Origin of the sequence: Sphingobium wenxiniae, from assembly GCF_007830065.1 — a bacterium.
Taxonomy (GTDB): domain Bacteria; phylum Pseudomonadota; class Alphaproteobacteria; order Sphingomonadales; family Sphingomonadaceae; genus Sphingobium; species Sphingobium wenxiniae.
This window is the reverse complement of the sequence record NZ_VLKK01000015.1, coordinates 42,039-65,765: the sequence shown is the minus strand read 5'-3', so window position 1 is coordinate 65,765 and position 23,727 is coordinate 42,039. Positions and strand designations below refer to the sequence as shown.

The following is a 23,727-nucleotide window of genomic DNA, read 5'->3' as shown; positions in this document are numbered from 1 at the left end:
CTCGACGAGCTCGGATACTTGCCGTTCAGCCCGTCAGGCGGCGCGCTGCTGTTCCACCTGCTGAGCAAGCTTTACGAGCGCACCAGCGTCGTCATCACCACCAACCTCAGCTTCAGCGAATGGGCTGGCGTGTTCGGTGATGCCAAGATGACAACGGCTCTGCTGGACCGGCTCACCCACCACTGTCACATCCTCGAGACCGGCAATGACAGCTTTCGGTTCAGGGCCAGCGCCGCGGACCCCAAATCACGAAAGGAAAAATAACCCGCTTGACCCACCACCCGCATAGCGGGACATACCTTCCAACCGGGTCACTTCTCGATGAAAATCCCGGGTCAACTCTCAGTGGAAATCAACAGCCAGCAGTTCGGACCAGCGCAGGAATTCCTCAAAGATCGGACCCATCTGGGCCTGTGCGGGCATAAGGCGAGCGGCCAGGTCCGGCCCTGGCTCCACGGGTGCGGCATCGAGCCGTTCAAGACTAATAGCGGCAGGGGCGTCGCCGCGCCGCAGCGTCAGTTCGCGGGTTATCAGGATGCGGCTATTTGCCGACGATAGCAGACTGCTGTCCGCGTCAGGGCCAATCGTCAGCGAAAATCGGCCGTTCGCATCGCTATTTCGTCCGTCGACCGAACTATAGGCTTGCAGCGTCAATCCAAAACCAGGCTTAGGTGAATAGAGACCGACTCCGAACCGGATCGCGCCGTTGAGCGAGCCCCCGATCCGGTAACGGGCTCCCGGCATTATGACGGCCTGGCCCATCCTATAATCGGGGTTGGCGCCCCCCTTAAGATGCTCTGCATAATAGAGGCCACCCTTTAGATGGCGTTCCGGGGAGAGTGCGCCGTCCAGTGCCGATGCTAGGCACCTTCCGACATAGGCGAGCCCCTCTTGCGCAGTCTCTTCATCAGGAGCAGCAGCGACGACCGCCCGCTCTGCTGAAGCAACGGCATTCTGCAAATCGAGCCACGCTCTTCTTGCGGCGTCAAGGCTCATACGGACAGCCTCGCGAGGGCTTTTGATTCTGAGGGAATGTCAAAGGCGGTGATATAGTCCGCATATTCTTCGGCAATCTCGTCCGCATCCAGGCCATAATCCGAAAGCATATAGTCGTTGGCGCCGCGTTTGTTCTTCGGATTGCGGCGCACCCATCCCCGGATATCGTGCGCTACAGCGGGAGCCATCTCCATGTTGAGGTCCCGATACACCCCGGCCATCATCTCGGCGGGTTGTTCCAGAGAATAGTAATAATCGACGTGGATCGCTCGTCCGGCATGCGACGACGCAGCGAAGGCCATCAGGCCATCGAGATGCCTGCGAACGAACGTGCGCATCTGGCGGCCCACCAATAAGGCGTCACGATCTTCGCTGCGCGGCGCACGAAAGCTGTGTGTGAGACGGCAGAGTGATGCAAGCGTCTGCCGCGGATCGCGATGGGTGACGATGAAGCGAGCATCGGGATGGATCGCCATGATCACATCCATTGCAACGAGGTGATTGGGATATTTCAGCGCCCAACGTTTAGGCGCGGCACCCCATTGCAACAATTGCAGCTGTTGCCGATGATTGCGGTAGGTCTCTTCAAGATTCAGTGCCGATGTAAGATAATCGAAATAATCTGGCACGTTCAGATAGTTATGATAACCCGCTGCGCCGAATGTCTGTGTCAGCAGGGGATGGCATTCTTCCGGGCCGTCGGCGTCGCTTAGATGAATCGCATTGTACTCGGGGTTGAGTTTGACCCGCTGAGCGATTTCGCGCCGGGTTGCCTCAAACCGCTTGTGCGCTGATGTCGGATCGACTGCGGGAGGTGGGCATATCCTGCTTGCCTCCCAAGCCCTGATCTGCCGAAATGCCGGGTCGATATTGAACAGATTCTGGAAATAAGTTGTGCCCGAGCGGGGCAGGCCGGTCATGAAAATGGGTTCGACGATTGATTGTTCGGCAATTTCAGGATGTCGATCGAGCCATCGACGCGACTCCAGGCGATTGACAATCGCGTCGACGAGTTCGGCATGTGTAATCGCATAGCCCTGCGGAGAGAGGCGCGCTGTGGCATTTACAGACTTCACGAGCCTGTCGAGGTTGGGCTTGAATAGGGCTTTATCCGGATCTGCCATGCCAACGATGGCCTCGGCGTCAGCCTGAATAGCGTCGCTGTTCAGAAGGAGATCGCGCCCTGCTTCACGCGCAGGTTCATTGGCGGTATCGAGCATACGTCCCTCTCCATCGTTGCCTCCACTCTTTGGGTCAGCTACCGATCCCTATGCGGATCAATCAAACGCTAGCGAGGCACGCGCTCGCCCATTATCCGCGGGCTTTTCTACTTATACAGGCGTGTATCATGACTAACTAGGAACGCAAGAGGATAGGTCGCCGGTGAAAGACTGCAACCAGCGCGAGCGGCTTGTCATCGAGCCAGATATATTCGCGTGTTGGGGTGCCTCATAATCCTACAGCATTGCGCGCAATTGCATCAGGTCATGCTGGAACTGATTCCGCTCACGCATCTGCGCCTCTCCATCGAGACGAAGCAGAAAGCTGGGATGCACAGTCAGCCATAGACTGCTTCCATCGGGCAATGGGTGCAGCCTGCCGCGCTCCTTGGCGACGCTCGGTGTCCGTCCCAGTAAGGCCCGCCCCGCGCTCGCGCCCAGCGCCAATATAATATCCGGCTTTACGAGCCGGCGTTCGGCATCCAGCCACCAGCGGCAGTGATCGATCTCGCCAGCGGTCGGATTCTGATGGATGCGTCGCTTGCCGCGCTGCTCGAACTTGAAATGCTTCACCGCGTTGGTGACGCGGATCAGTGATCGGTCGAATCCTGCCCGGTTTAGATGTTCGTCGAGCAGTTGTCCCGCTGGCCCGACAAACGGCCGCCCCTCTCGTTCCTCCTGATCCCCCGGCTGTTCGCCGACGATCAACAATCGCGCCCGCTCTGGCCCTTCACCGGGAACGGAGCGAGTTCCATTGCATCCGATGGGGCAGCGCCGACACAAGGATATGTCCTGCGCGATCTCTTCCAGTCTTGCCGGGAGTGCTTCGGGAAAGGTGTCGACGCCCTGTGCTACCATATCGGCTTCGCGTGCCTGCGCCCCCGCGATCAGCTCGGGAATCATTCGCGCCTCGGGCAGATTTTTCCAGTAGCGGCGCGGCATTTCCTTTACCATCATGGCGACTTTCAACCGCGCAGGGTTGAAGATAGAGCCATAGTAGCGCCGCCAGAGATCCTCGGTGGCATCCTCGGCAGGCGCATCATTTCGGTTTGCGCCGGATGTTTCCGTCAGCACCTTCCCATCCCAATGCACGCACGAACCCGGAGTCAGAATCGACCAGCGCTGGCTGGCAAAGCGGTTGAGGAAGAAATCCGCATTCGCGCGCAGGATATGATGGTCCGGCTCGAACCAAGCGACATAGCGTTCTGTACCGTCTGATTCCTTGATAGCGCGAAACCGGACGAAGGCCCGCATCTTATGAATGTCACGGCGGACATGCCCTGCCATGACGGTAAGACGATGGGCTTCTCTGTCCGCCACCTTCTCCATCAGATGAGGATCATCCTGAAGCCGCAAGAGCAGCTTGTAGAGCAACGCGAAACGTGCCGGTTCCTTGTGCAGCATGACGCTACGCGCCAGCCGCAGAAAGGCCTTGTTCGCTCTCACTGAACGCTGTGAAGAAGGTATTGGAGCGAGATCCCGCCCAGGCCCACCGAACAGGTCGCGCTCGCCTCGCCCGTCCGCTGACCAGACGATGCACTCAGGCGGGATATAGGCCGCCGCCATTGTCCTTGCCTGCTCGCGCCATCCATCGAAGTCGTCGGGACGGTCTATCGTCAGATGATGAAGATCGCCGGCCCCGGCGGGCGCGACGCTCATCCGAACAACTCCATCTGGCGGGGCGGTGTCGTCCGGGCGCGCAGGTCAAGTCTGTCAATCAACAGCGTCGGACGCCAGTCGGCTGTAATGATGAAGGGGCGTAAACTGGAGATGAATCGCGTCAGTCTGCTCAGGTCGTCCAGCCGCAGGCGATGACAGCGCCGTGCTTGCATGATCGCCGCCACTGCGCGCGTACCCAGACCCGGCACCCGCAACAGCATCTCACGCGGCGCACGATTTATATCGACCGGAAATCGCTCGCGATATCCCAGCGCCCAGGCCAGTTTCGGATCGATGTCCAGGGGCAGCATTCCGTCCGCATCGGTGGCCTGCTGCACCTCATTCGCGGTAAAACCGTAGAAGCGCACCAGCCAGTCCGACTGATATAATCGATGCTCGCGGATCAGCGGGGGACGCTTGAGCGGCAGAACGGCACTCGCATCGGGAATCGGACTGAACGCCGAATAATAGACACGGCGCAGCTGAAACCGGTTGTAGAGGTGGCTGGCCCGTTCGATGATCTGGCTGTCGTTCGCCTCGTCCGCGCCGACGATCATCTGCGTGGACTGACCCGCCGGTGCAAAGCGGGGAGCATGGCGAAAGCGCTTGCGCGCATCCCTGGATTCCGCGATGGCATCGCCGATCCGCGCTATGACTCCCTCAATCTGCTTGCCGTCCTTGTCGGGCGCGAGCTTCGCCAATCCCGTCTCGGTCGGCAGTTCGACGTTGATCGATACGCGGTCTGCCCATAACCCGGCACGCTCGACCAGTTCTGGATCAGCCTCGGGGATCGTCTTGAGGTGAATGTAACCCCGAAAGCCATGATCCTCCCGCAAGGAGCGGGCGACCTCGATCATCTGCTCCATCGTGTGGCTGGAGGATTTGACGATGCCGGATGACAGGAAAAGCCCTTCGATATAGTTGCGGCGGTAGAAGTTCAGCGTCAGGTCCACGACTTCTTTCGAGGTGAAGCGCGCGCGGCGCACGTTCGAGCTCTTGCGGTTCACGCAATAGTGGCAGTCGAAGATGCAGTGGTTGGTCAGCAGGATCTTGAGCAGCGAGATGCACCGCCCGTCCGGCGCATAGGCGTGACAAATTCCCATGCCCTGCGTGGAGCCCAGCCCCTTTCCGTCGCGGCTGTGCCGTTTCGCCGTGCCGGATGAGGCACAGGAGGCATCATATTTCGCGGCATCCGCCAGAATCTCCAGGCGCTCGCTCAAACTCAAATTGGACATATGTTCTTTATATGTTCCATTCCGGTAATGAGCAACCGAGCGCTGCACCTTTTCCCTCTGGCGAGGCATAAACCTGACTCGCACGATGGGCGAAATAGAGTTAGCCTGCATATTGATATAATTAAGGAGACAGTCGGAATGGCTGCGCGTCTGAAACAAGGAGAGAACGTCCGACCAGCATCGAGCGAGACGGAAACAAGTGTGGAAAGCCCGCGGGGTTACACTTCAGCCGCCCAAGATACCCACTTCCGTGCACTTATCGAACTTCCGGCGGCCCTCGAACTCATCCCGGACCCCGCTTGCCTCTTCGGGAGCCACGGGCCGGCCATATGCTGCAACGATGCCTGGAGAAGCGGCGTCATTGAAACCCCGGAGGCTTTCGCTCCGTCCGGCTGGATGGATCGGCTCCATCCTTTGGAACGCGAGGGCGTGGAAGCCGGATTGAAAGAGGCGCTGGCAGCGGCAAGAAACTTCGAGGCGGATGTCCGCCTGCGGGCTTCTGACGGCGAGTATCGCTGGCATATACTGCGCGTCCACGCCCATGACGTGCGCGATGGCAAGCCCCAGTTCTGGCTTTATGTGCTGACCGATATTCATGCTCGCAAACTGCGCAAACAGGATCTGGCGAGAACCATCAAACTTCAGGCCGGTATGCTCGATGTGAGCGTGGACTGTGTGAAGGTCATTCAGCCGGATGGACGACTATCCTATTTGAACCGCGCGGGCTGCATCGCTCTCGGCGTGGACGAGGACTCCGGGCTCGGGATGGAATGGCTGCCGCTGCTTGGTCCAGAAGTCAAGGAAATCGGTCAAGCCGCGCTCGATGATGCCAGACGTGGCTTTAATGCGCGGTTTCCGGGTTTGATCTGCCTTCCCGGCGAAAAACCCCGCTACTGGGACAATATGCTGACGCCACTTCTGTCGCCGAACGGGGACGTCGAGGCGATCCTTTGTGTGTCACGCGACATCACCGCGCAGCGGGAAAGCGAGGAGCGCATCGCCCTGCTCATGGGGGAACTCAATCATCGCTCGAAGAACCAGCTTTCGGTCATGCACGCCTTGGTCCGCCGGACCGTGCCGGACACGCGCGTACCCTGGCTGCGCACGCTGGAACAGCGGATGATGTCTATCGCCAGGAGCCAGGACTTGCTGATCAACGGCGAGTGGACCGGGACCACCATTTACGACCTTGTCGTGTCACAGACTGCGATCGCCGGTGATGTACTGGGCGAACGCCTTTTGCTGCAAGGCGATCCTGATCTGCGGCTTCATCCCGGAACAGCCGAAACCATCGGCCTTGCGCTTCACGAACTGACGACGAATGCCGTCAAATACGGCGCCTTGTCCAGTAGTTCAGGGCGCGTGTTTGTAAGCTGGTCCATCCGGGACGGCGATGGTTCCCCTCATTTGTGCATCGACTGGCTGGAAAAAGGGGGCCCGCCGGTCAAGGAACCGGAACGCAAGGGCTTCGGTTCCCTCATCATTGAACGCAATCCGCGCGTCGTATCCGGCGCAAGGGTGAACTGCCACTACTTGCCCACAGGGGTCGTCTGGCACTTTGAGGCGCCCGCGCGCAGCGTTCTGGCTGGCTAGCCGGAGCGGTTCAGGAAAGGGAAACGGTTTTTGGCCACATTGCGCAATCAATCCGTCGACATCGGCCGCCTCCGGCAAATCATCGCCGGGCTGTCGGAAGGCGTGATCCTGGCGGATGATGGCGGCGCGATCCTCTGGGCGAACGACGCGGCGCTGAGAATGCATGGTGTGGCAGAGGTGGAGGCGCTTGGGGACAACGTGACTGGCTATGCCAAGCGTTTCCAACTGCGCTATCGCAACAATCATATTCTAGGGAAGAAGGACTATCCGCTCGCTCGCGTTATCGCGGGCGAAGAGTTCTCCGAAGTCATTGTTGAGGTCACGCCCGCAGCCGACGATGATGCCGGTTGGCTTCATCAGGTGCGGAGCCTCGCGCTCTCCGACGAGAAGGGTAAGCCCGACCTGTTCGTACTGGTGATGCAGGACGTGTCGCTTCGCTTCGAGGCCGAGCAGCGCTTCGAGCAGACCTTCAACGTCAACCCGGCACCGGCCTTGATCTGTCGGTTGGCCGATCATCGCTACGTCAAGGTCAACCAGGGCTTTCTGGACATGACCGGCTTCACTCGCGACGAGGTGCTGGGGCAATCGCTCTACGATATCGACGTGCTGCAGGACGCGGCCGATCTGGACACCGCCAAGGAGCGGTTGCGCGAGGGGCGGACCATTCCCCAGATGCAAGCCGACCTGTCCCTGCCCGATGGCGGCCGCAAGCTCGTGATCGTCGCGGGCCAGCCGATCGAACTCGACGAGCAGCCATGCATGCTCTTCTCCTTCGCGGACCTTGAGCCGCGGCGTCAGGCGGAGAACCAGTTGCGCGCCAGCGAGGAGCGGTTCGTCAAGACCTTCCGACTTGCCCCCGTCGGAATGATCATCACCACGCAGGACGATCATTGCCTGTGCGACGTTAACGATGCCTTCTGCCAACTCACCGATCATTCAGCCGACGAGGTGACCGGGCAGGCTTTAGCGACGATCAAGCTATGGGAGCCGGCATCCTTCCTCAAGGAAGCCGGGAGCGTGCTTGCGGAACGGAGCGGTTTTCGCGGGCGCGACGTGCGGGTAAGGACCAGGGATGGCGGATTTGTCGATTGCCTGGTCTCGGCGGAAGCCATCCCGCTGGGCGATGCGATGTGCGTGCTCTGGGTGATTCAGGATATCCATGAGCGCCGACATAGCGAATTGGAGCTGATCACGGCGATCGAGGCGGTGATGAAGGACACCAACTGGTTCAGCCGCACCGTGGTGGAGAAGCTCGCCAATCTGCGCTCGCCGCACCCCCACGCCGCGCCCGTCGAGGTCAGCGAACTCACCCGCCGCGAGAAGGAAGTGTTGAGCTTGCTCTGCGAAGGGGGTGACGATGTCGCGATCGCCAAGGAAATGGGCGTCTCGCGCAATACCCTCAGGAACCACATCGCGCGCGTCTATCAGAAGATCGGCGTCAACCGCCGCGCCGCCGCGATCCTCTGGGCGAGGGAGCGGGGTTTTCCGCTCGCGCGGCCGATCCGTTAAGACGCTACTAGTCCTGCGCTACTACACGATTTGGTCCGCGCGTATCTTTGGCGCTCGCATCTTTCAGCTCAAATGAAGGCAATGGCGCCGCTTGTGGTGAGCGCGCCCGCCAAGGAGACGGAGATGGACAGCAATCGCATCAAGGGCGAGGCTAAGAAGGTAAAGGGCTCGATCAAGGAAGCCGCCGGCAAGATCACCGGCGACCGTTCGCTCGAGGCCGAGGGTGTTGCCGAGAAGGCGGCGGGCACTGTGCAGTCTGCGGCTGGCAAGGCTACCGACAAGATACGTGACGCGGTTCGCAAGTAAGCGGCTTTGCAGGGACGCTGCCCATATGGGCGGCGTCCCGCTCAGCCCTTCACCGACACATCGACAAGGAGCCAACGATGATCGCGCTGACACAATATGCGCCGGCATCGGATCGGACGCTCCTGCTTCAGAGGCTCGACATGCCTACGCTCCACGAAGACATCGCCTACTACCGGCGTCGATTGACATATTGCACTGAACAGGCGGAGCGCGCGAACTGCTCCTCTTCGCGTTGCGCCCATGAAGAGCTTGCACGGCTTTACCAGGAAAAGCTGGTCGTGCTTGGCGCCCCGCCCGTTCCCGGCATGGACGCTCCCGTTTCGAGCGTGCTGGTCAAGACACCGGCCACGATATCGGACCAGATCCCATGAGATCGGCTCTGTTCCTCATGGTCAGCCTGAGTTTGCTGTCCGCCTGCCAAGGGCCGGAGCAGAAGGCGGGAGCTGAAAAAGACAAGGCGGCGGCCGAAGCGGCTGGCCAACCCTATAGCGGCGACGGCCCCAATGAGCGGGTCGGCTCTGCGCGCGAACGCGCCGCGAAATCCGCAAAGGAGGCGCGCGATGCGGCGGGAGACGTGCTCGACCGTCAAGCCGACAACATCCGCAGCCAGGCCGACATCGCGGCCGAGCGGCTGGATCAGCAGGCGAAGTCCGTGCGCGATGCGGCGGACGAACATGCCCGCGAGCTTGAAGCCCAGGCCGACGCCCGACGCCTGTAAGCGGTCACATCATCATTTTCATCACATCGCCGGGGATAGTTTCCCCGGTCACGGAGGATCATTGTCATGAAGAAGCACATTCTCGTCGCGGCTTTCGCCGCATTGATGCCAGTCGGCGCGTTCGCGCAAGACGTGCCGGCAAGCGAGCAAGCGAGCGATGCTCCCACCGCCCCGGACGGCACGCCAGCCTTCGGTATCGAACCCTATTTCGGCGTGCTGGGCGGCTATCACAGCTTCGACAAGCAAAGCGAGTTGGGGGTCTCGCCGACCGGCAGCCGCATGGGCGGCGCGCTGATCAGCGGCGTTGCCGGCGTCAATATCCCCTTGGGGCCGGCCTTTGTCGGCGTCGAGGGCAACGCCACCAAGGGCTTTAGCGACATCGACTGGGAATATGGTGTCAAGGGCCGCATCGGCGGACGCGCCGGCGAGAGCGGCCTGATCTACGCTTCGGCCGGCTATCAATGGGTCAACGGCAAGCGCGGCTTTTCCGACCAGAAGGACTGGATCTACGGCCTCGGCGTCGAGGTCGGCCCGAAGGACATCGGACTGGGCGGCATTACCGGCAATAGCGGCGTGCGACTCCGTCTTCAGATGGACACCTATGACTTCGACAGCCTGCGGCCGATGGCCGGCGTCATCTTTCATTTCTGACGGCTTGGTCCGCCGCAATAAACCCATAGCGAAAACAGGAGAGACCAATGTCGACTTCCTATGAGTCCGCGACCGTGCCTTATGATAGGCCGGCCGCCTTGCCGTTGCGTTCGCGCTTGTCGTGGCCGGCGATATTTGCGGGCGTAACCCTGGCGATCGCCATCCAGCTCGTGCTGGCCCTGCTCGGCACAGGGATCGGCTTCAGCCTTGTCGATCCCGTGAAGGGCACGACACCCGGAGCGAACAGCTTCGGAATCGGTGCTGGCCTATACTGGGTCGTGAGCATGATGATCTCGTTGGGCGCCGGCAGCTACGCGGCGGCTCGCGTAGCGGGCGCTCACGACCGCTTCGATGGGCTGGTTCACGGCCTGACGATCTGGGGCCTGACTTCCATCCTCACCGTCTATCTGATCACCTCGGCTGTTGGCGGCATCATCGGCGGCGCGTTTCGCACCGTTGGCGGGGTGGCATCGACCGCCGGTCAGAGTGTAGGCGCGGCAGCCCCCGTCATTGCCAGGGCTGCGAGTGTCGACGATATCGATATTGGCAATGAAGCGGCCGCCTATCTGACGAGCGTTCCAGCGGACCCGGCAGCGATGTCGCCGCAGGAAGCGCAAAAGGAGGTCGCCCGGCAGTTGCCCGACCTCGCGGCGGGCGGCACCAAAGGCGCGCAGGCTGAAAGCCGGATCGTGGCGATCGTCGCCGCGCAGCAGAAGATCAGCGCCGCCGAAGCTCGCCAGAAGGTCGAAGCCGCCAAGGCGCGTTTCGTCGCCGCCAAGAATGATGCCGTCGAGACTGCGAAGACGACCGTCGATACTGCTGCTGGCGGTGCTGCCGGCACATCATTCCTCGTTGTCCTCGCGCTCATCATCGGCGCCGCATCTGCCGGTTTCGGCGGTATCGTCGGCGGTCGCCGCGAGCAGATCGTTGTCCGCCAATAGGCCAGGAGTGCCACGGCTGCCGCTCGACGAGCCGGCAGCTGTGCCAGACAGGAACCTATGCCGAAATGACGTGTTCTATGTAGTAGAAGAAGCGGGACCCCGGGTGATCGCCGATGATCATCGCGACCGGGGTTCTCGTCAGATCGATAATATATAGGGGAGAGCCAAGATGGCTGAATCCGAAGTTTCGCCCAGCCGGACGAATTCACTTCATCATCATGCGCCGGGATCGGGGCAATCGTCACCTGAAACCACTCTCGGCATTGGTGGGGAGCTTCACCAGAATGTTCCCGCCGGCGCCGACCATGAAGATGGCATTTCCCACTTGACCGATAATTTCGGCCATCGCATCGCCGACAACCAGAACAGCCTGCGCGCCGGCGAGCGCGGCCCGACGCTGCTGGAAGATTTCGTCCTCCGCGAGAAGATCTTCCACTTCGACCATGAGCGCATTCCCGAACGCATCGTTCATGCGCGCGGATCGGGCGCGCATGGCGTGTTCGAATGCACGAAGGCGATCCCCGATATGACCAAGGCGTCAATCTTCCAAAAGAAGGGCGATAGCTGCCCGGTCTTCGTCCGCTTTTCGACCGTGGCGGGCGGCGCGGGATCGATCGACACACCGCGCGACGTGCGGGGCTTCGCGGTCAAGCTATATACCGATACGGGCAATTGGGATCTGGTCGGCAACAACATCCCGGTCTTCTTCATCCAGGATGCCATCAAGTTCCCCGATCTGGTCCATAGCGTGAAGATGGAGGCCGATCGCGGCTATCCGCAGGCCGCCTCGGCACATGATACCTTCTGGGATTTCATCGGCCTGATGCCCGAATCGATGCACATGATCATGTGGGCGATGTCGGACCGAGCGATCCCCCGCTCGCTCAGGATGATCGAGGGCTTCGGTGTTCACACCTTCCGCCTCGTCAATGCGAAGGGCGAAGACCATTTCGTCAAGTTTCACTGGAAGCCGGTGCTCGGCATCGAATCCACCACATGGGACGAGGCGGTGAAGATCGCCGGGGCCGACCCCGATTTCCACCGCCGCGACCTGTTCGAAGCCATCGAGGCCGGCGACTACCCGCAATGGGATCTGGGCGTGCAGGTCTTCGACGAGGCATGGGCGGCAAAGCAGCCTTATGACGTGCTCGACGCGACCAAGCTTATCCCGGAAGAAGAGATTCCGGTCGAGATCATCGGCCGCATGACGCTCAACCGCAACGTCGACAATTTCTTCGCCGAGACCGAGCAGGCGGCCTTCCTGCCGACCAACATCATTCCCGGCATCGACTTCACCAACGATCCGCTGCTGCAAGGGCGTCTCTTCTCTTATCTCGACACGCAGAAGTCGCGGCTCGGCACAACCAACTTCCATCAGATCCCGATCAACGCGCCCAAATGCCCGTTTCACAATTTCCAGCGCGACGGGATGATGCAGACGCTGGTGCCTACGGGCCGCGCCAACTATGAACCGAACAGCCTGGCCGAAGCGGGCGAGGACGCGGGACCGCGCGCCTGCCCAGAGACTGGTTTCACCACTTTCACCGCCAATGATGAGCGCAATGATCCGACCCAGAAGCTCCGCATCCGTGCGGAACTGTTCGCCGATCACTACAGCCAGGCGCGGCTCTTCTACCGCTCCCAGACAGAAAACGAGCGGGCGCACATCGCCTCGGCCATCGTGTTCGAGTTGTCCAAGGTACGGCTGGAGCATGTTCGCGCGCGGCTTATCTCACGCCTGCGCAATATCGACGAGGATCTGGCGAAACGCGTCGCGGCGGGCCTGGCCATCGACCTGCCCGAAAAGGCAAAGGCGGCCAGAGCGCCAATCGACATGAAGGCGTCCGACGCGCTGTCGATCCAGAAGCAGGCAAAGGAGACGCTCAAGGGGCGCAAGGTGGGCATCCTCTTCGCCGAGGGATCGGACAAGGCGTCCATCGACTCGCTGAAAGGCGAGATCGAGAAGGCAGGCGGCACCGCCTTCCTGGTTGCACCGAAGGTCGGCGGCATCAAGGTCAAAGGCGGCATCCTGAAGGCCGATGGGCAGCTTGCCGGCTCGCCTTCCGTGCTGTTCGACGCGGTTGCCGCCATCCTGACGCCTGACGCCGCCGAAAAGCTGACCAAGGACGGAGCGGCTGTCCAGTGGTTCATGGATGCCTATGCTCATTGCAAGACCATAGCCCACTGCAAGGGCACGCAGATCCTGCTCGACAAGGCCAATGTCGAGCAGGACGACGGCGTGGTTCCGGTTGAGAACTTCATGAAGGTTGGCGTGAAACGACACTGGGCGCGCGAACCCAAGGTGCGCGATCTCGCCTGAAAGGGAGGACGGACATGGCAGCTCAATTCACCATGGACGATGCCCGCTCCTCGCTGCTGGAAGCTGGCGAGCCGCTTGTCATAGCCATTTACGAACAGGCGGAGGAAACGGGCTTCGACATCGCCGTGAATGAGGCGAAGGCCGGCCGAAATCGAGAGTGAGATGGCGAAGTGCCGCGGTTTTGCGGGTGGCTTCTCTCCCCCCTCCTATTTTTCCTATTTTCGGGCCGCGCGCGGTTTTTGCTGTCCTACAGGGAACCATATGGGATAAATGATTCGCCTTTCCGGGGACATGGGGACAGGCGGGCATGGACATTGGGACACTGATCGAAGAGGTGATCGAGCGCGAGGGCGGATACAGCCATCATCCGGCCGATCGCGGCGGGCCGACCAACTGGGGCATCACGCAAGGCGTGGCGCGGGAGAACGGCTATGCGGGCGACATGCGGACAATGCCGCGCGCGGTCGCGGAAAGCATCTACCGGCGGCTTTACTGGGAACGGCCGGGCTACGCCTTCGCCGCGGAGATCGCGCCGGACGTGGCGGCGGAGCTGTTCGATACCGCGGTCAACATGGGGCCGGCGGCGGCGACGGGATTCCTGCAACGGGCGCTCAATGCGCTGAACCGGAACCAGAAGGATTATCCCGACCTGACCGTCGACCGGCGGATCGGCGCGAAGACGCTGGCGGCGCTGGGCGCCTTCATGGCCCTGCGCGGGCGCGGGGGCGAGCGCGTGCTGCTGAAGGCCGTCGAGGCGTTGCAGGGCGAGCGCTATATCGCGCTGGCGGAAAGCAGGCCCGCGAACGAAGCCTTTCTCTATGGATGGCTGGCGAACCGGATCGGTTAAGGAGAGGATACCATGAGCAGGCAGGAACAGGCGATGGACGCGGACGACGCCTGGGTCAGGCGGGCGCGTCCGGCCTTTCTCTATGTGATGTACGGGCTGCTGCTGTGGTCGGTGCCGATGGGGCTGATCGCAGGCGTCCGTCCGCGGATGGCGGCGGCCATCGTCGAGGGGATGCGCGCCTATCTGGAGGCGCTGCCCGAGCCGCTCTACGCGCTCTTCGGCACGGGCTATCTGGGCTACACCGCCGCGCGGGCATGGGGGAAGGCGAAGGGGCTGGAGCGGTAGGCGGGTTGGATGGCGGGAGCGGTCCGGCCATGCCTTCCCATTGATCCTGCGGCAAGCCAGGCCGAGCCGAGCGGGCGGCGGGCATGGTCTTTGCGAAAAGGGTCATGTCATTTGCAAATTGCGCAAGCGCCCTGCGGAAAGCGGCGAACGCCGAAGGTGACGCGCGGCGCATTTGGGCTATAGGCGGGGCATGATCTCTTCTCCCCTCTGGTTGCCCGCCACGTTGATCGCGGGTGGGATGCAGGCGTGGCGCACGGCCGTGCAACGCCGCGTGGGCAAGAGCCTGTCGATCAACGGCGCGGGGCTGGTCCGCTATCTTTACGGCCTGCCCTTCGCGCTGCTGATGCTGGCGGCTTACCGCCTGGCGTTTCCGGCGCCCCTCCCCTCGGCCGGCAAGCTGTTCCTGCTCCTGTGCCTGGCGGGCGGGCTGGCGCAGATCATCGCCACCAACCTGTTGCTGATGGCCTTCCACCACCGCAATTTCGTGGTCGGGACAGCCTATTCGAAAACGGAGGCGGTACAGGGAGCCATCCTCTCCTTCCTGCTGATGGGCGAAAGGCTGAGCGCGCTCACCCTGGGCGGGATCGGATGCGGGGTGGCGGGCATCATGCTGCTGTCCACGGGCGGACGGCGGATGGGGCCGCTGGATTTCCTGAAGGCGCTGGGCCAGCCGGCCGCGCTCTACGGCATGGGTTCGGGCTTCTTCTTCGCCCTGACGGCCATCGGCATCCGCCGCGCCGCGCAGGAGGCGGGCGGGAGCAGCCCGATCCATGCCGCGCTTCTCGTGCTGGCGGCGACCGTGGCTCTCCAGACCGTGATGCAGGGCGGCTATCTGCTGCTGCGCGAACCGGGCGAGATGCGGCGGGTGCTGGCGAGCTGGCGGGTTTCGGGGCAGGTCGGGTTCCTGTCGGCGGCGGGATCGGCCTGCTGGTTCACCGGCTTTGCCACCGCGCCGGTCGCGCTGGTCCGGATCGTCGGGCAGGTCGAAGTCGCCTTCACGCTCGCCTTCGGCCATTTCTACCTGGGCGAGCGCATGAAGCGCAGCGAGGTGACGGCGCTGCTGCTGGTGGCGCTGGGCGTCGTCCTGGCGCTGGCGGGCGCGCTATGATCGATCGGGACAGGCGATCCTGTCCACGGTCATGCGGTCGAATTTTTTCCCACTGAGGCGCGGGAAGCGCCCTTTCGGCGCGCTCTTGTTCTTCGCGTCGCCGCGTGAATCGGCCGGATCGGGATTGAATCGGACCATGCGCGCCGGGGGCATAAGCGCGCGCCCCTTGCCGCGCCGCCAAATCGCGCTATGTCGCTGATCTGGCAAAGGTTCGGAGAGCGCATGGGTCGCCTGTTCAGGAAAATCGCCGGAGGGCTGGGCCTCGCGCTGCTGTTCCTGCTCATCGCCCTGTGCCTGGCGATCACCATCGTTCCGCCCTTCCTCGACCGCATTTATTATGAGGGGCCGGCCAGCCGCCATTTCGACGGCGCGCATTTCTTCAATCCCGATGGGGAGGACGATGCCGCGCCGCGCGGCCGCAACCTGCACATTGCCATCGCCCGCTATCTGATGGGGCGCGACGAGCAACCCGTCTGGCCCGACACCATCGCGGTGACGCCGACGCGCCCCGCCCCCTTCGCCGCGCCGCGCGGCATGGTGGCGACATGGGTGGGCCATGCGACGGTGCTGGTGCAGGCGGCGGGCCTCAACATCCTGACCGATCCGATCTGGTCGGATCGCGCCGGGCCGTTCAACCTGATCGGTCCCCGGCGCGTGGCGCAGCCGGGCATCCGCTTCGACGACCTGCCGAAGATCGACCTGATCGTCATCAGCCACAATCATTACGACCATCTGGACATTCCCACGCTGAAAAGGCTGTGGGACCGCGACCGGCCCAGGATCGTCACCGGCCTTGGCAACGACGCGATCCTGAAAGCCGCCGGCATACCGTCCACGGCGCTGGACTGGGGCCGTTCGATCAGCGGAGCGGCGCTGGGCGGGCTGAGCGGGCTGGACGGGCTGAGCGCCGACACGGTGATCCAGTGCGAGAATTACGAGCATTGCCCCGACTATCGCGTCCATGTGACGCGCAATCATCATTGGAGTTCGCGCTGGGCGACGGACCGCAACCGGGCCTTATGGTCCAGCTTCGTGATCGAGACGCGCGCCGGGAACATCTTCTTCGCGGGCGATACCGGCGCGGGCGACATGATGTGGCCGGAGGAAGCCGCCCGGCTGGGTCCGATCCGGCTCGCCATCCTGCCCATCGGCGCCTTCCGCTTCCAGAAGGGACAGATGGAATCGGGCGCGCATATCGGCCCGGAACAGGCGGTCCGGGTCTTCGAGCGGCTCAAGGCGTCGACCGCGATCCCGGTCCACTGGGGCACGTTCCGCCTGTCCTACGAGCAATGGGACACGCCGCCCCGGATGCTGGAGCTGTTCCTGCGATGCGAGGGGATAGAGCGCAAACGCTTCGCCCCTCTCAGGATCGGCCAGTCGATCCCGGTGCCCGCTTATACGCCCGTCGCGCGGGGCGCGAAACGCTGCGACCGGCGGGCGATCGCGGCGCTGGAATAGCGGTTTGCGGGTTGCGCCTGTCCCTCTTCCCATGGGGAGGGCGCGAAAACCCCTCATCCAACGCCGCCTGGCCTCCTCCGACTCAAGGCCGGGGTCGGCAAGGCTGCATATCCTTCTCCCGCAAGGGGGAAAGGGAAAGAAGGGGGCCTGAATCAGCCGCCCTCGGGGCGATCGGTCCCTAGACCTTCGGACAGTCGCCTACGCGCTTGCCATTCAGATCGTGCGTGGTCCGCAGGGTAGGCTGGCCGCCCACCGTCTTCGTCATCGTCGTGCCCAGCGTCAGCGTGTCGGCGGTATAATTGCCCTCCAGCGCGATTTCCGAGGTGCCGTTTCCAGCCTTGCAGGACAGGGTGGCGATCAGCCGTCCCTTGCGGAGCAGCTTGTCCTTGTAGGTGCAATCCTTGCCCTCCGTCCCGGCAAGGGCGTTGGCGTCGGGCACGCCCGCCGCGTCGACCGCGATGCAGACCTTGTCCTCCTTCACGTCCTTGAGCGCGGCCTGATATTCGGCGGGCGTCACCGTGGGCGTGTTATAGCCGGTCGTCTTGCGGGTCAGCGCCCATTCGCCCGCCTGCATCAGGATGGGCGCTTCTTCTGCTTCCGTATCCGGGGCGGGGCCGCTGCCGCACCCCGCCAGACCGAATGTCATCACAAGCGGCAGCGCCGCCAGAACGGTAGAACGCATCATCCTCTCCCCTGTTCTCTTACGGAACGACAAGGAAGCTCAACCCTTCGGGCGCAAAGTGCAAGCGAAAATACGCCTTCCGCCGTCGCCCTGGCGGGCGGAGGCGGGAAAGGCGGGCGGCCGGGATCAGGAACAGGCCGCGCCGATCCACTTTCCGGCCGTCCGCGCCTTCATCGCCATGGTCATGCCGCCGGGCCCGCCCGCCATCTTCATGTCCATGTGCATTTCATAGCTTTCGGGCGCGTAGCTGCCCGTCATCACCGCATCCATCGTGCCGTTTTCGCCCTTGCACGACACCTGCCCCTTCACCGTGCCGCCGCGCGCGTCGAAGCCGCCATAGGTGCAGTCATTGTTCTCCTGACCGGAGAACATCCTGCCGCTGGGGTTGGCGGCTTCTTCGGGCGTGAGGCAATATTGGATCGAGGACTGGCTCATCATCTGCTTCATCCGGTCCTTGACCTGCGCCGACGCGCCGGGCGTGTGCGACAGGTCGATGTCCTCCAGCGTGAAGCTGCCTTCCCATTGGCCGGGCTTGAGCTGCACCTTGTCGACCTCGCCCTTGACCTCTTCGCGGCTCATGCCGTCGGTCGCGGCGATGCCGCCCTGTCCTTGCGCCTTCCCGCCCGGCTTCTCGCCGCACGCCCCGAGCATCAGCGCGGCGGAGGCGATGGCGGCCGCGATGGCGGTCCTGGGGGCTTTGTTCATGGCTGATCCCTGTTTTGATATGCGGACGGTTGCGGCCCGTCTTGGGGAAGACCATATCAAGCGGCGATGACAATTCAAATCCGCACATCGCTGGCAGAGCCGGAAACAGGCGAAGGCTTCGTCCCCCACCGTCCCGTGCGCCCGGAAAAGAGCGAGGGCGGCAGGCCGTTCAGGCTCGTTTCCGACTATGAGCCGTCGGGCGACCAGCCCGGCGCCATCGCCGAACTGACGGCCGCCGCGCGGGAAGGGGAGCGCGATCAGGTGCTGCTGGGCGTCACCGGCTCGGGCAAGACCTTCACCATGGCCAAGGTGATCGAGGCGTTGCAGCGCCCCGCGCTGGTGCTCGCGCCCAACAAGATCCTGGCGGCGCAGCTTTACGGGGAGTTCAAGAGCTTCTTCCCGGAAAACGCCGTCGAATATTTCGTCAGCTATTACGACTATTACCAGCCCGAAGCCTATGTGCCGCGATCCGACACCTATATCGAGAAGGAGTCGAGCGTGAACGAGGCCATCGACCGGATGCGCCATTCCGCCACCCGCGCGCTGCTGGAACGGGACGACGTGCTGATCGTGGCATCGGTGTCGTGCCTTTACGGCATCGGATCGGTCGAAACCTATTCGGCCATGACCTTCGCCATGAAGAAGGGCGGGATAGAAGACCAGCGGGAGATCATCCGCAAGCTCGTCGCGCTGCAATATAAGCGCAACGACGCGGCCTTCGCGCGCGGCAATTTCCGGGTGAAGGGCGACAATCTGGAGATTTTCCCCAGCCACTATGAGGATACCGCCTGGCGCGTCAGCTTCTTCGGCAACGAGATCGAGGAGATCGTCGAGTTCGACCCGCTGACCGGCAAGAAGGTCGCGAGCCTCGATTATGTGAAGGTCTTTCCCAACAGCCACCACGTCACCCCCGGCCCGACGCTGAAACAGGCGATGGAGGCGATCCGGCATGAACTGGCCGAGCGGCTCAAGGAGCTGACCGCCGAGGGCAAGCTGCTGGAGGCGCAACGGCTGGAGCAGCGGACGAATTTCGACCTGGAGATGATCGCGGCCACCGGCGCCTGCGCGGGGATCGAGAATTATTCCCGCTTCCTGACCGGCCGCCTGCCGGGCGAGCCGCCGCCGACGCTGTTCGAATATCTGCCTGAAAACGCCCTGCTGTTCGTGGACGAAAGCCACCAGACCGTGCCGCAGATCGGCGCGATGGCGCGCGGCGACCACCGGCGCAAGATCACGCTCGCCGAATATGGCTTCCGCCTGCCGAGCTGCATCGACAACCGACCCCTGCGCTTCAACGAATGGGACGCGATGCGGCCCCAGACCGTCAGCGTTTCCGCCACGCCCGGCCCGTGGGAGATGAACCAGACCGGCGGCGCGTTCAGCGAACAGGTGATCCGCCCCACCGGACTCATCGACCCGCCGGTCGAGATCAAGCCGGTGGAGGATCAGGTGGACGACCTGATCCATGAGGCGCGGGAAACGGCGAAGAAGGGATATCGCACCCTCGTCACCACGCTGACCAAGCGCATGGCCGAGGACTTGACCGAGTTCATGCACGAGGCGGGGATCAAGGTCCGCTACATGCATTCAGATGTGGAGACGCTGGAGCGCATCGAGCTGATCCGCGACCTGCGGCTGGGCGTGTATGACGTGCTGGTCGGCATCAACCTGCTGCGCGAGGGGCTGGACATTCCCGAATGCGGGCTGGTGGCGATCCTGGACGCGGACAAGGAAGGTTTCCTGCGGTCCGAAACGTCGCTGATCCAGACCATCGGCCGCGCGGCGCGCAATGTGGATGGGCGCGTCATCCTCTATGCCGACAGGATCACCGGCTCCATGGAGCGGGCACTCAACGAAACGTCGCGCCGCCGCGAGAAGCAGCAGGCATACAACATGGAACACGGCATCACGCCGACCACGATCAAGCGCCATATCGGCGACATCATCGCCCATGTCGCGAGCAAGGATCAGGTCACGGTCGATACGGGGATCGAGGATCGCCCGCACCTCGTCGGCCATAATCTGCGCGCCTATATCGAGGATCTGGAAAAGAAGATGCGCGCCGCCGCCGCCGATCTGGAGTTCGAGGAAGCGGGCCGCATCCGCGACGAAATCCGCAAGCTGGAGGCCGAGGAGCTTGGCCTGCCCGCCGACCAGCAGGTCGCCGCGCCAAGGGGCCGCGCGAACGAAGGCAAGCCGGGCACGCGCAAGCTGCGCTACGGCAAGACGCAGCGGAAATTCGGGCGATAGGACCTTGGAGGGACGAGGGATCGGGGAAATGTCCCCTTATCGCCGGAACGCCCCGCGCCGCGCGGAGCGGATCATACCAGTCCCAGCCTGGACAATTCCCCCAGCAGCGCGGGCGGCATGGCGTCAAGATCGTCCGCCTCGCCCGATCCCAGGTCCGGCGGCGCGTCCTTTTCTTCCAGATAGCGCCAGCCCTGATGCGGGCGTTTGGGCATGGCCCGCACCGGAACGAGGCGGGGTTCGAGGCGAATCCAGAAACGGCCCTGCCCGGTTTCCTCGAAACCCAATATCGGGCTGCGGCCGACGAGCTGGCTGCTGTGTATCCAGTAGAGGGAGCCGCCCGCCAGTTCCTCGAAACGCTTGGGCATGTAACGGGTGCTGGTCCGCGCTTCGCCCGCATGGCTTTCCAGCCAGGCGCGCAGGGCGGCGGGACTTTGCGCGCCGAATGCTATCTTGGTGAGGTGAAGGGGCATGGCGTCAAGATGAGCGCGGATTTCAGCCCGTCAATCCCGCCGCGCTCGCCAGCCCCAGGAAAGCGAAGAAGCCCATCGAATCGGTAATCATGGTGACGAAGATCGACGACGCCACCGCCGGGTCGAGGTTCATCCGGTCGAACGCCAGCGGCACCGCCGCCCCGGCCAGGCCCGCCGTCAGGATATTGGTCATCATCGCCGCCGCGATCACCGCGCCCAATGCCCCGTTCTGGAACACCAGCGCCACGCCGACGCCCAGCACCGCCGCCACGGTCACGCCATTGAGCAGCGCCACGCGCATCTCGCGCAGGATGGTGCGGCGCGTGTTGGTGCCGGTGATCTGGTTGGTGGCGAGCGCGCGCACGGTGACGGCCATGGTCTGGCTGCCCGCATTGCCGCCCACGCCCGCGACGATCGGCATCAGCGTGGCGAGCGCCACCATCCTTTCGATGGTCCCTTCGAAAATGCCGATGATGGTGGAGGCGACCAGCGCGGTCAGCAGGTTGGTGAGCAGCCAGCGCACGCGCGCGCGATAGCTGTCCATCACGGGTTCGTTGATGTCGCCCTCGCCCGCGCCGGACAGGCGCAGGATGTCCTCGCCCGCTTCCTCGGAAATGATGTGCACGATATCGTCGACGGTGATCATGCCGACCAGCCGCCCGCTGCCGTCCACCACGGCGGCGGAGATGAGGGCATATTTCTGGAAGCGCAGCGCCACTTCCTCCTGGTCCATGTCGACCGGGATCAGCGTCTGTTCCCGCTTCATGAGGTCGGCCATGGCGACGGAACGCGGGCAGGTGAGAATCCACGAAAGCTGGCAGGTGCCGATGGGCTTGTGCTGCTCGTCCACCACGAAGATTTCCCAGAAATCGGTGGTGAGGTCGCTATTGTCGCGGAGGTAGTCGATCACCTGCCCGACGGTCATATGTTCGGGCACCGCGATCAGGTCGCGCTGCATCAGGCGCCCGGCGGATTCCTCCGGATAGGAGAGCGCGCTTTCGATGGCGGCGCGGTCTTCGGGATCGAGCGCATCGAGGACGGCCTGCTGGTCGGCGTCGTCCATGTCCTCGATGATGGCGACGGCGTCGTCGGTGTCGAGTTCGCGGGCGAATTCGGCGACCTGTTCGGGCGCGAGCGAATCGAGCAGGCCGTCGCGCACATAGTCGTTGAGTTCGGAGAGTACCTCCGCGCCGACAAGATCGCCCAGCGCGGCGGCGACTTCCCCGCGCCGTTCGGACGGGGTGAGTTCGAGAAGATCGGCGATGTCGGCCGGGTGCAGCGGCGACACGAGTTCGCGCGCGCGTTCGCTCTCGCCCTCCTCCACCGCGTCGAGCACGGCGGACACGAAGTCGGTTTTCAGCCGGTCATCCTCGTCATGGCGGGAATCCCCCGCCTGATCGACGACGGCATCGTCGTCAACAGGCTGTTCGCCCGGCCGGGGTTCGGCCAAATCGCCGTGATCGCTCATCGCGTCCCCTACTGTCCGGTTCCTGTAACATCCGGCCGCTTTCGCTCATGCGGAATCGAATTGCAATGGGGTTCGGGGGACGAACGGAGCGTCATGTCCCTAAATGCTTCCATCCCGGTCCCAAGCCTTTATATGACGGCCATCGACCCTTCCCTACAAAGAGGACATCATGGCCGACGAAACGCTTACCCTCACCCTCGACAGCGGCGGCGACGTCGTCATCAAGCTGCGCCCCGATCTGGCCCCCGGCCATGTGGAGCGCATCACGTCGCTCGCCAAGGACGGCTTTTACGACGGCGTGGTGTTCCACCGCGTCATTCCCGGCTTCATGGCGCAGGGCGGCGATCCGACCGGCACCGGCATGGGCGGGTCCAAGCTGCCCGACATCAAGGCCGAGTTCAGCCGCGAGCCGCATGTGCGGGGCGTGTGCTCCATGGCCCGCGCAACGAACCCGAACAGCGCCAACAGCCAGTTCTTCATCTGCTTCGACGACGCGACCTTCCTCGACGGGCAATATACCGTCTGGGGCGAAGTCACGTCCGGCATGGAGCATGTCGACGCCCTGCCCAAGGGCGAGCCGCCGGCAACCCCCGGCAAGATCGTGAAGGCTACGGTTTCCTGACCATGCCGTCGGTGGGGGAGATGGCGTTGGCCGCCGCTTCCCCCGCCGGTTCTTCGGGCGCGGCATAAGGCCCGATCGATTCGATGTGCCAGCGGCGGTCGGCTTCCGACGATCCGGGCACGTCGTTGACGCGGCGCAGCGTCACCTGCCGCAAGGTATACCAAGGCTTGCCGGTGGCGGCGACGCGGCCATAGACCTGCACCGGGACCGTCACATAGAGGGAGCCTGCCGCGCCCTCCACATCGCCGGGCACGCCGACATTGGCGTGGATTTCGCTGAAACCCCGGAAGCGGGCGGCGAAGAGGACATCCTCCTCCGTCCCGATGGGGCCTTTTTCGTTCCACAGATCCTGCGCATCGTCGAAGCGCTTTTCCTCCAGCAGGCCGTAATAGCCCTGCACCACCTGCGCCGCGCCCTGCGCGCTGTCGGGATCGATGGCGTCCTCGTTCACCGGTTCGGACGAAACGGGAAGGCCGCCGGGCGATCCCGGCGGCGGGGGCGCAAGCGGTTCCATCAGGGCCTGCGCTTCGGCCCGCACATCATTCTGCACCTGCACCGCATTGGCCCCGTTGGCCAGATTGTCGATCGCGCTTTCCTCACGCCCGTCGCAGGCGGCCAGCGTCAATGTGCCCAGAAGAAGAACCGTTCCCTTTTGCCATCCCATCGGTCCATCGATCTCCATAT

General features: G+C 63.2%; 25 protein-coding genes. 16 read left to right on the top strand and 9 right to left on the bottom strand.

Annotated features, from left to right (window positions below; translation table 11 throughout):
• Positions 1 to 264, top strand: a 264-nt coding sequence (locus tag IQ35_RS16190) for an ATP-binding protein (RefSeq protein WP_158636684.1), incomplete at its 5' end; no start/stop codon positions are given.
• Between the two features lie 78 nt (positions 265 to 342).
• Here the strand turns inward: IQ35_RS16190 and IQ35_RS16185 are convergent.
• The 4 genes from IQ35_RS16185 to IQ35_RS16170 all read right to left on the bottom strand — a co-directional run bounded on the left by IQ35_RS16185 (position 343) and on the right by IQ35_RS16170 (position 5,110).
• Positions 343 to 996, bottom strand: coding sequence for a hypothetical protein (locus tag IQ35_RS16185; protein WP_145074887.1), 654 nt, complete (start codon positions 994 to 996; stop codon positions 343 to 345).
• Complete coding sequence (locus IQ35_RS16180; protein ID WP_145074884.1) at positions 993 to 2,216, bottom strand: sulfotransferase family protein; 1,224 nt, start codon at positions 2,214 to 2,216, stop codon at positions 993 to 995. The genes IQ35_RS16185 and IQ35_RS16180 overlap by 4 nt, the downstream gene beginning before the upstream one ends.
• A gap of 237 nt (positions 2,217 to 2,453) precedes the next feature.
• Complete coding sequence (locus tag IQ35_RS16175; RefSeq protein ID WP_145074881.1) at positions 2,454 to 3,875, bottom strand: UdgX family uracil-DNA binding protein; 1,422 nt, start codon at positions 3,873 to 3,875, stop codon at positions 2,454 to 2,456.
• A complete protein-coding gene (locus tag IQ35_RS16170; RefSeq protein WP_145074878.1) occupies positions 3,872 to 5,110 on the bottom strand; it encodes a putative DNA modification/repair radical SAM protein in 1,239 nt (412 codons plus the stop codon). The genes IQ35_RS16175 and IQ35_RS16170 overlap by 4 nt, the downstream gene beginning before the upstream one ends.
• Before the next feature lie 138 nt (positions 5,111 to 5,248).
• On the opposite strand from IQ35_RS16170, the gene IQ35_RS16165 reads away from it, so the two are divergent.
• From IQ35_RS16165 to IQ35_RS16110, 13 genes are all read left to right on the top strand, one after another.
• Entirely contained in the window at positions 5,249 to 6,703 is a 1,455-nt protein-coding gene (locus IQ35_RS16165; protein ID WP_158636683.1) for a sensor histidine kinase, read from the top strand.
• A 30-nt stretch (positions 6,704 to 6,733) separates the two neighbouring features.
• Positions 6,734 to 8,212 carry a PAS domain S-box protein gene (locus IQ35_RS16160; RefSeq protein WP_021245197.1) on the top strand — a complete coding sequence of 493 codons (1,479 nt, stop codon included), beginning with the start codon at positions 6,734 to 6,736 and terminating at the stop codon, positions 8,210 to 8,212.
• A 123-nt stretch (positions 8,213 to 8,335) separates the two neighbouring features.
• The gene (locus IQ35_RS16155) at positions 8,336 to 8,518 is read left to right on the top strand and encodes a CsbD family protein (RefSeq protein WP_031291142.1); all 183 of its coding nucleotides are present in this window, start codon (positions 8,336 to 8,338) and stop codon (positions 8,516 to 8,518) included.
• 77 nt (positions 8,519 to 8,595) lie between these two features.
• On the top strand, positions 8,596 to 8,889 hold the full coding sequence (locus IQ35_RS16150; RefSeq protein WP_145074872.1) for a hypothetical protein: 294 nt from the start codon (positions 8,596 to 8,598) through the stop codon (positions 8,887 to 8,889).
• Positions 8,886 to 9,236 (top strand): hypothetical protein, encoded by a 351-nt coding sequence (locus IQ35_RS16145; RefSeq protein WP_145074869.1) that lies wholly within the window; start codon positions 8,886 to 8,888, stop codon positions 9,234 to 9,236. The genes IQ35_RS16150 and IQ35_RS16145 overlap by 4 nt, the downstream gene beginning before the upstream one ends.
• 66 nt (positions 9,237 to 9,302) lie before the next feature.
• On the top strand, positions 9,303 to 9,887 hold the full coding sequence (locus IQ35_RS16140; protein ID WP_021245193.1) for a hypothetical protein: 585 nt from the start codon (positions 9,303 to 9,305) through the stop codon (positions 9,885 to 9,887).
• A gap of 47 nt (positions 9,888 to 9,934) precedes the next feature.
• Complete coding sequence (locus IQ35_RS16135) at positions 9,935 to 10,828, top strand: hypothetical protein (protein WP_145074866.1); 894 nt, start codon at positions 9,935 to 9,937, stop codon at positions 10,826 to 10,828.
• 169 nt (positions 10,829 to 10,997) lie between these two features.
• Positions 10,998 to 13,148 (top strand): catalase, encoded by a 2,151-nt coding sequence (locus IQ35_RS16130; RefSeq protein ID WP_145074863.1) that lies wholly within the window; start codon positions 10,998 to 11,000, stop codon positions 13,146 to 13,148.
• A gap of 14 nt (positions 13,149 to 13,162) precedes the next feature.
• Complete coding sequence (locus tag IQ35_RS21095) at positions 13,163 to 13,309, top strand: hypothetical protein (protein ID WP_158636682.1); 147 nt, start codon at positions 13,163 to 13,165, stop codon at positions 13,307 to 13,309.
• Positions 13,310 to 13,455: 146 nt separating this feature from the next.
• Positions 13,456 to 13,995 (top strand): glycoside hydrolase family 108 protein, encoded by a 540-nt coding sequence (locus tag IQ35_RS16125; RefSeq protein WP_145074860.1) that lies wholly within the window; start codon positions 13,456 to 13,458, stop codon positions 13,993 to 13,995.
• A 12-nt stretch (positions 13,996 to 14,007) separates the two neighbouring features.
• On the top strand, positions 14,008 to 14,280 hold the full coding sequence (locus IQ35_RS16120) for a 3TM-type holin (RefSeq protein ID WP_021245188.1): 273 nt from the start codon (positions 14,008 to 14,010) through the stop codon (positions 14,278 to 14,280).
• Positions 14,281 to 14,470: 190 nt separating this feature from the next.
• Positions 14,471 to 15,388 (top strand): EamA family transporter, encoded by a 918-nt coding sequence (locus tag IQ35_RS16115; protein WP_145074857.1) that lies wholly within the window; start codon positions 14,471 to 14,473, stop codon positions 15,386 to 15,388.
• A 222-nt stretch (positions 15,389 to 15,610) separates the two neighbouring features.
• Positions 15,611 to 16,846 (top strand): MBL fold metallo-hydrolase, encoded by a 1,236-nt coding sequence (locus IQ35_RS16110; RefSeq protein WP_031291140.1) that lies wholly within the window; start codon positions 15,611 to 15,613, stop codon positions 16,844 to 16,846.
• A 178-nt stretch (positions 16,847 to 17,024) separates the two neighbouring features.
• On the opposite strand, the gene IQ35_RS16105 is transcribed toward IQ35_RS16110, so the two are convergent.
• Together IQ35_RS16105 and IQ35_RS16100 are read right to left on the bottom strand one after the other, a co-directional pair.
• Positions 17,025 to 17,528 carry a DUF3617 domain-containing protein gene (locus IQ35_RS16105; protein WP_031291139.1) on the bottom strand — a complete coding sequence of 168 codons (504 nt, stop codon included), beginning with the start codon at positions 17,526 to 17,528 and terminating at the stop codon, positions 17,025 to 17,027.
• A gap of 126 nt (positions 17,529 to 17,654) precedes the next feature.
• The gene (locus IQ35_RS16100) at positions 17,655 to 18,233 is read right to left on the bottom strand and encodes a DUF3617 domain-containing protein (protein WP_021245184.1); all 579 of its coding nucleotides are present in this window, start codon (positions 18,231 to 18,233) and stop codon (positions 17,655 to 17,657) included.
• 66 nt (positions 18,234 to 18,299) lie between these two features.
• On the opposite strand from IQ35_RS16100, the gene uvrB reads away from it, so the two are divergent.
• Complete coding sequence (gene uvrB, locus IQ35_RS16095; RefSeq protein ID WP_145074854.1) at positions 18,300 to 20,483, top strand: excinuclease ABC subunit UvrB; 2,184 nt, start codon at positions 18,300 to 18,302, stop codon at positions 20,481 to 20,483.
• Positions 20,484 to 20,554: 71 nt separating this feature from the next.
• Here the strand turns inward: uvrB and IQ35_RS16090 are convergent, their stop codons facing one another.
• Both IQ35_RS16090 and mgtE read right to left on the bottom strand, forming a co-directional pair.
• Complete coding sequence (locus IQ35_RS16090) at positions 20,555 to 20,953, bottom strand: DUF1489 family protein (protein WP_021245182.1); 399 nt, start codon at positions 20,951 to 20,953, stop codon at positions 20,555 to 20,557.
• A gap of 22 nt (positions 20,954 to 20,975) precedes the next feature.
• On the bottom strand, positions 20,976 to 22,421 hold the full coding sequence (gene mgtE / locus IQ35_RS16085; protein ID WP_021245181.1) for a magnesium transporter: 1,446 nt from the start codon (positions 22,419 to 22,421) through the stop codon (positions 20,976 to 20,978).
• Positions 22,422 to 22,590: 169 nt separating this feature from the next.
• On the opposite strand from mgtE, the gene IQ35_RS16080 reads away from it, so the two are divergent.
• Positions 22,591 to 23,043: a peptidylprolyl isomerase gene (locus IQ35_RS16080; protein ID WP_021245180.1), complete on the top strand. Its 453-nt coding sequence runs from the start codon at positions 22,591 to 22,593 to the stop codon at positions 23,041 to 23,043.
• On the opposite strand, the gene IQ35_RS16075 is transcribed toward IQ35_RS16080, so the two are convergent.
• Entirely contained in the window at positions 23,030 to 23,725 is a 696-nt protein-coding gene (locus tag IQ35_RS16075) for a hypothetical protein (protein WP_021245179.1), read from the bottom strand. The genes IQ35_RS16080 and IQ35_RS16075 overlap by 14 nt on opposite strands.
• Positions 23,726 to 23,727 lie beyond the last annotated feature (2 nt).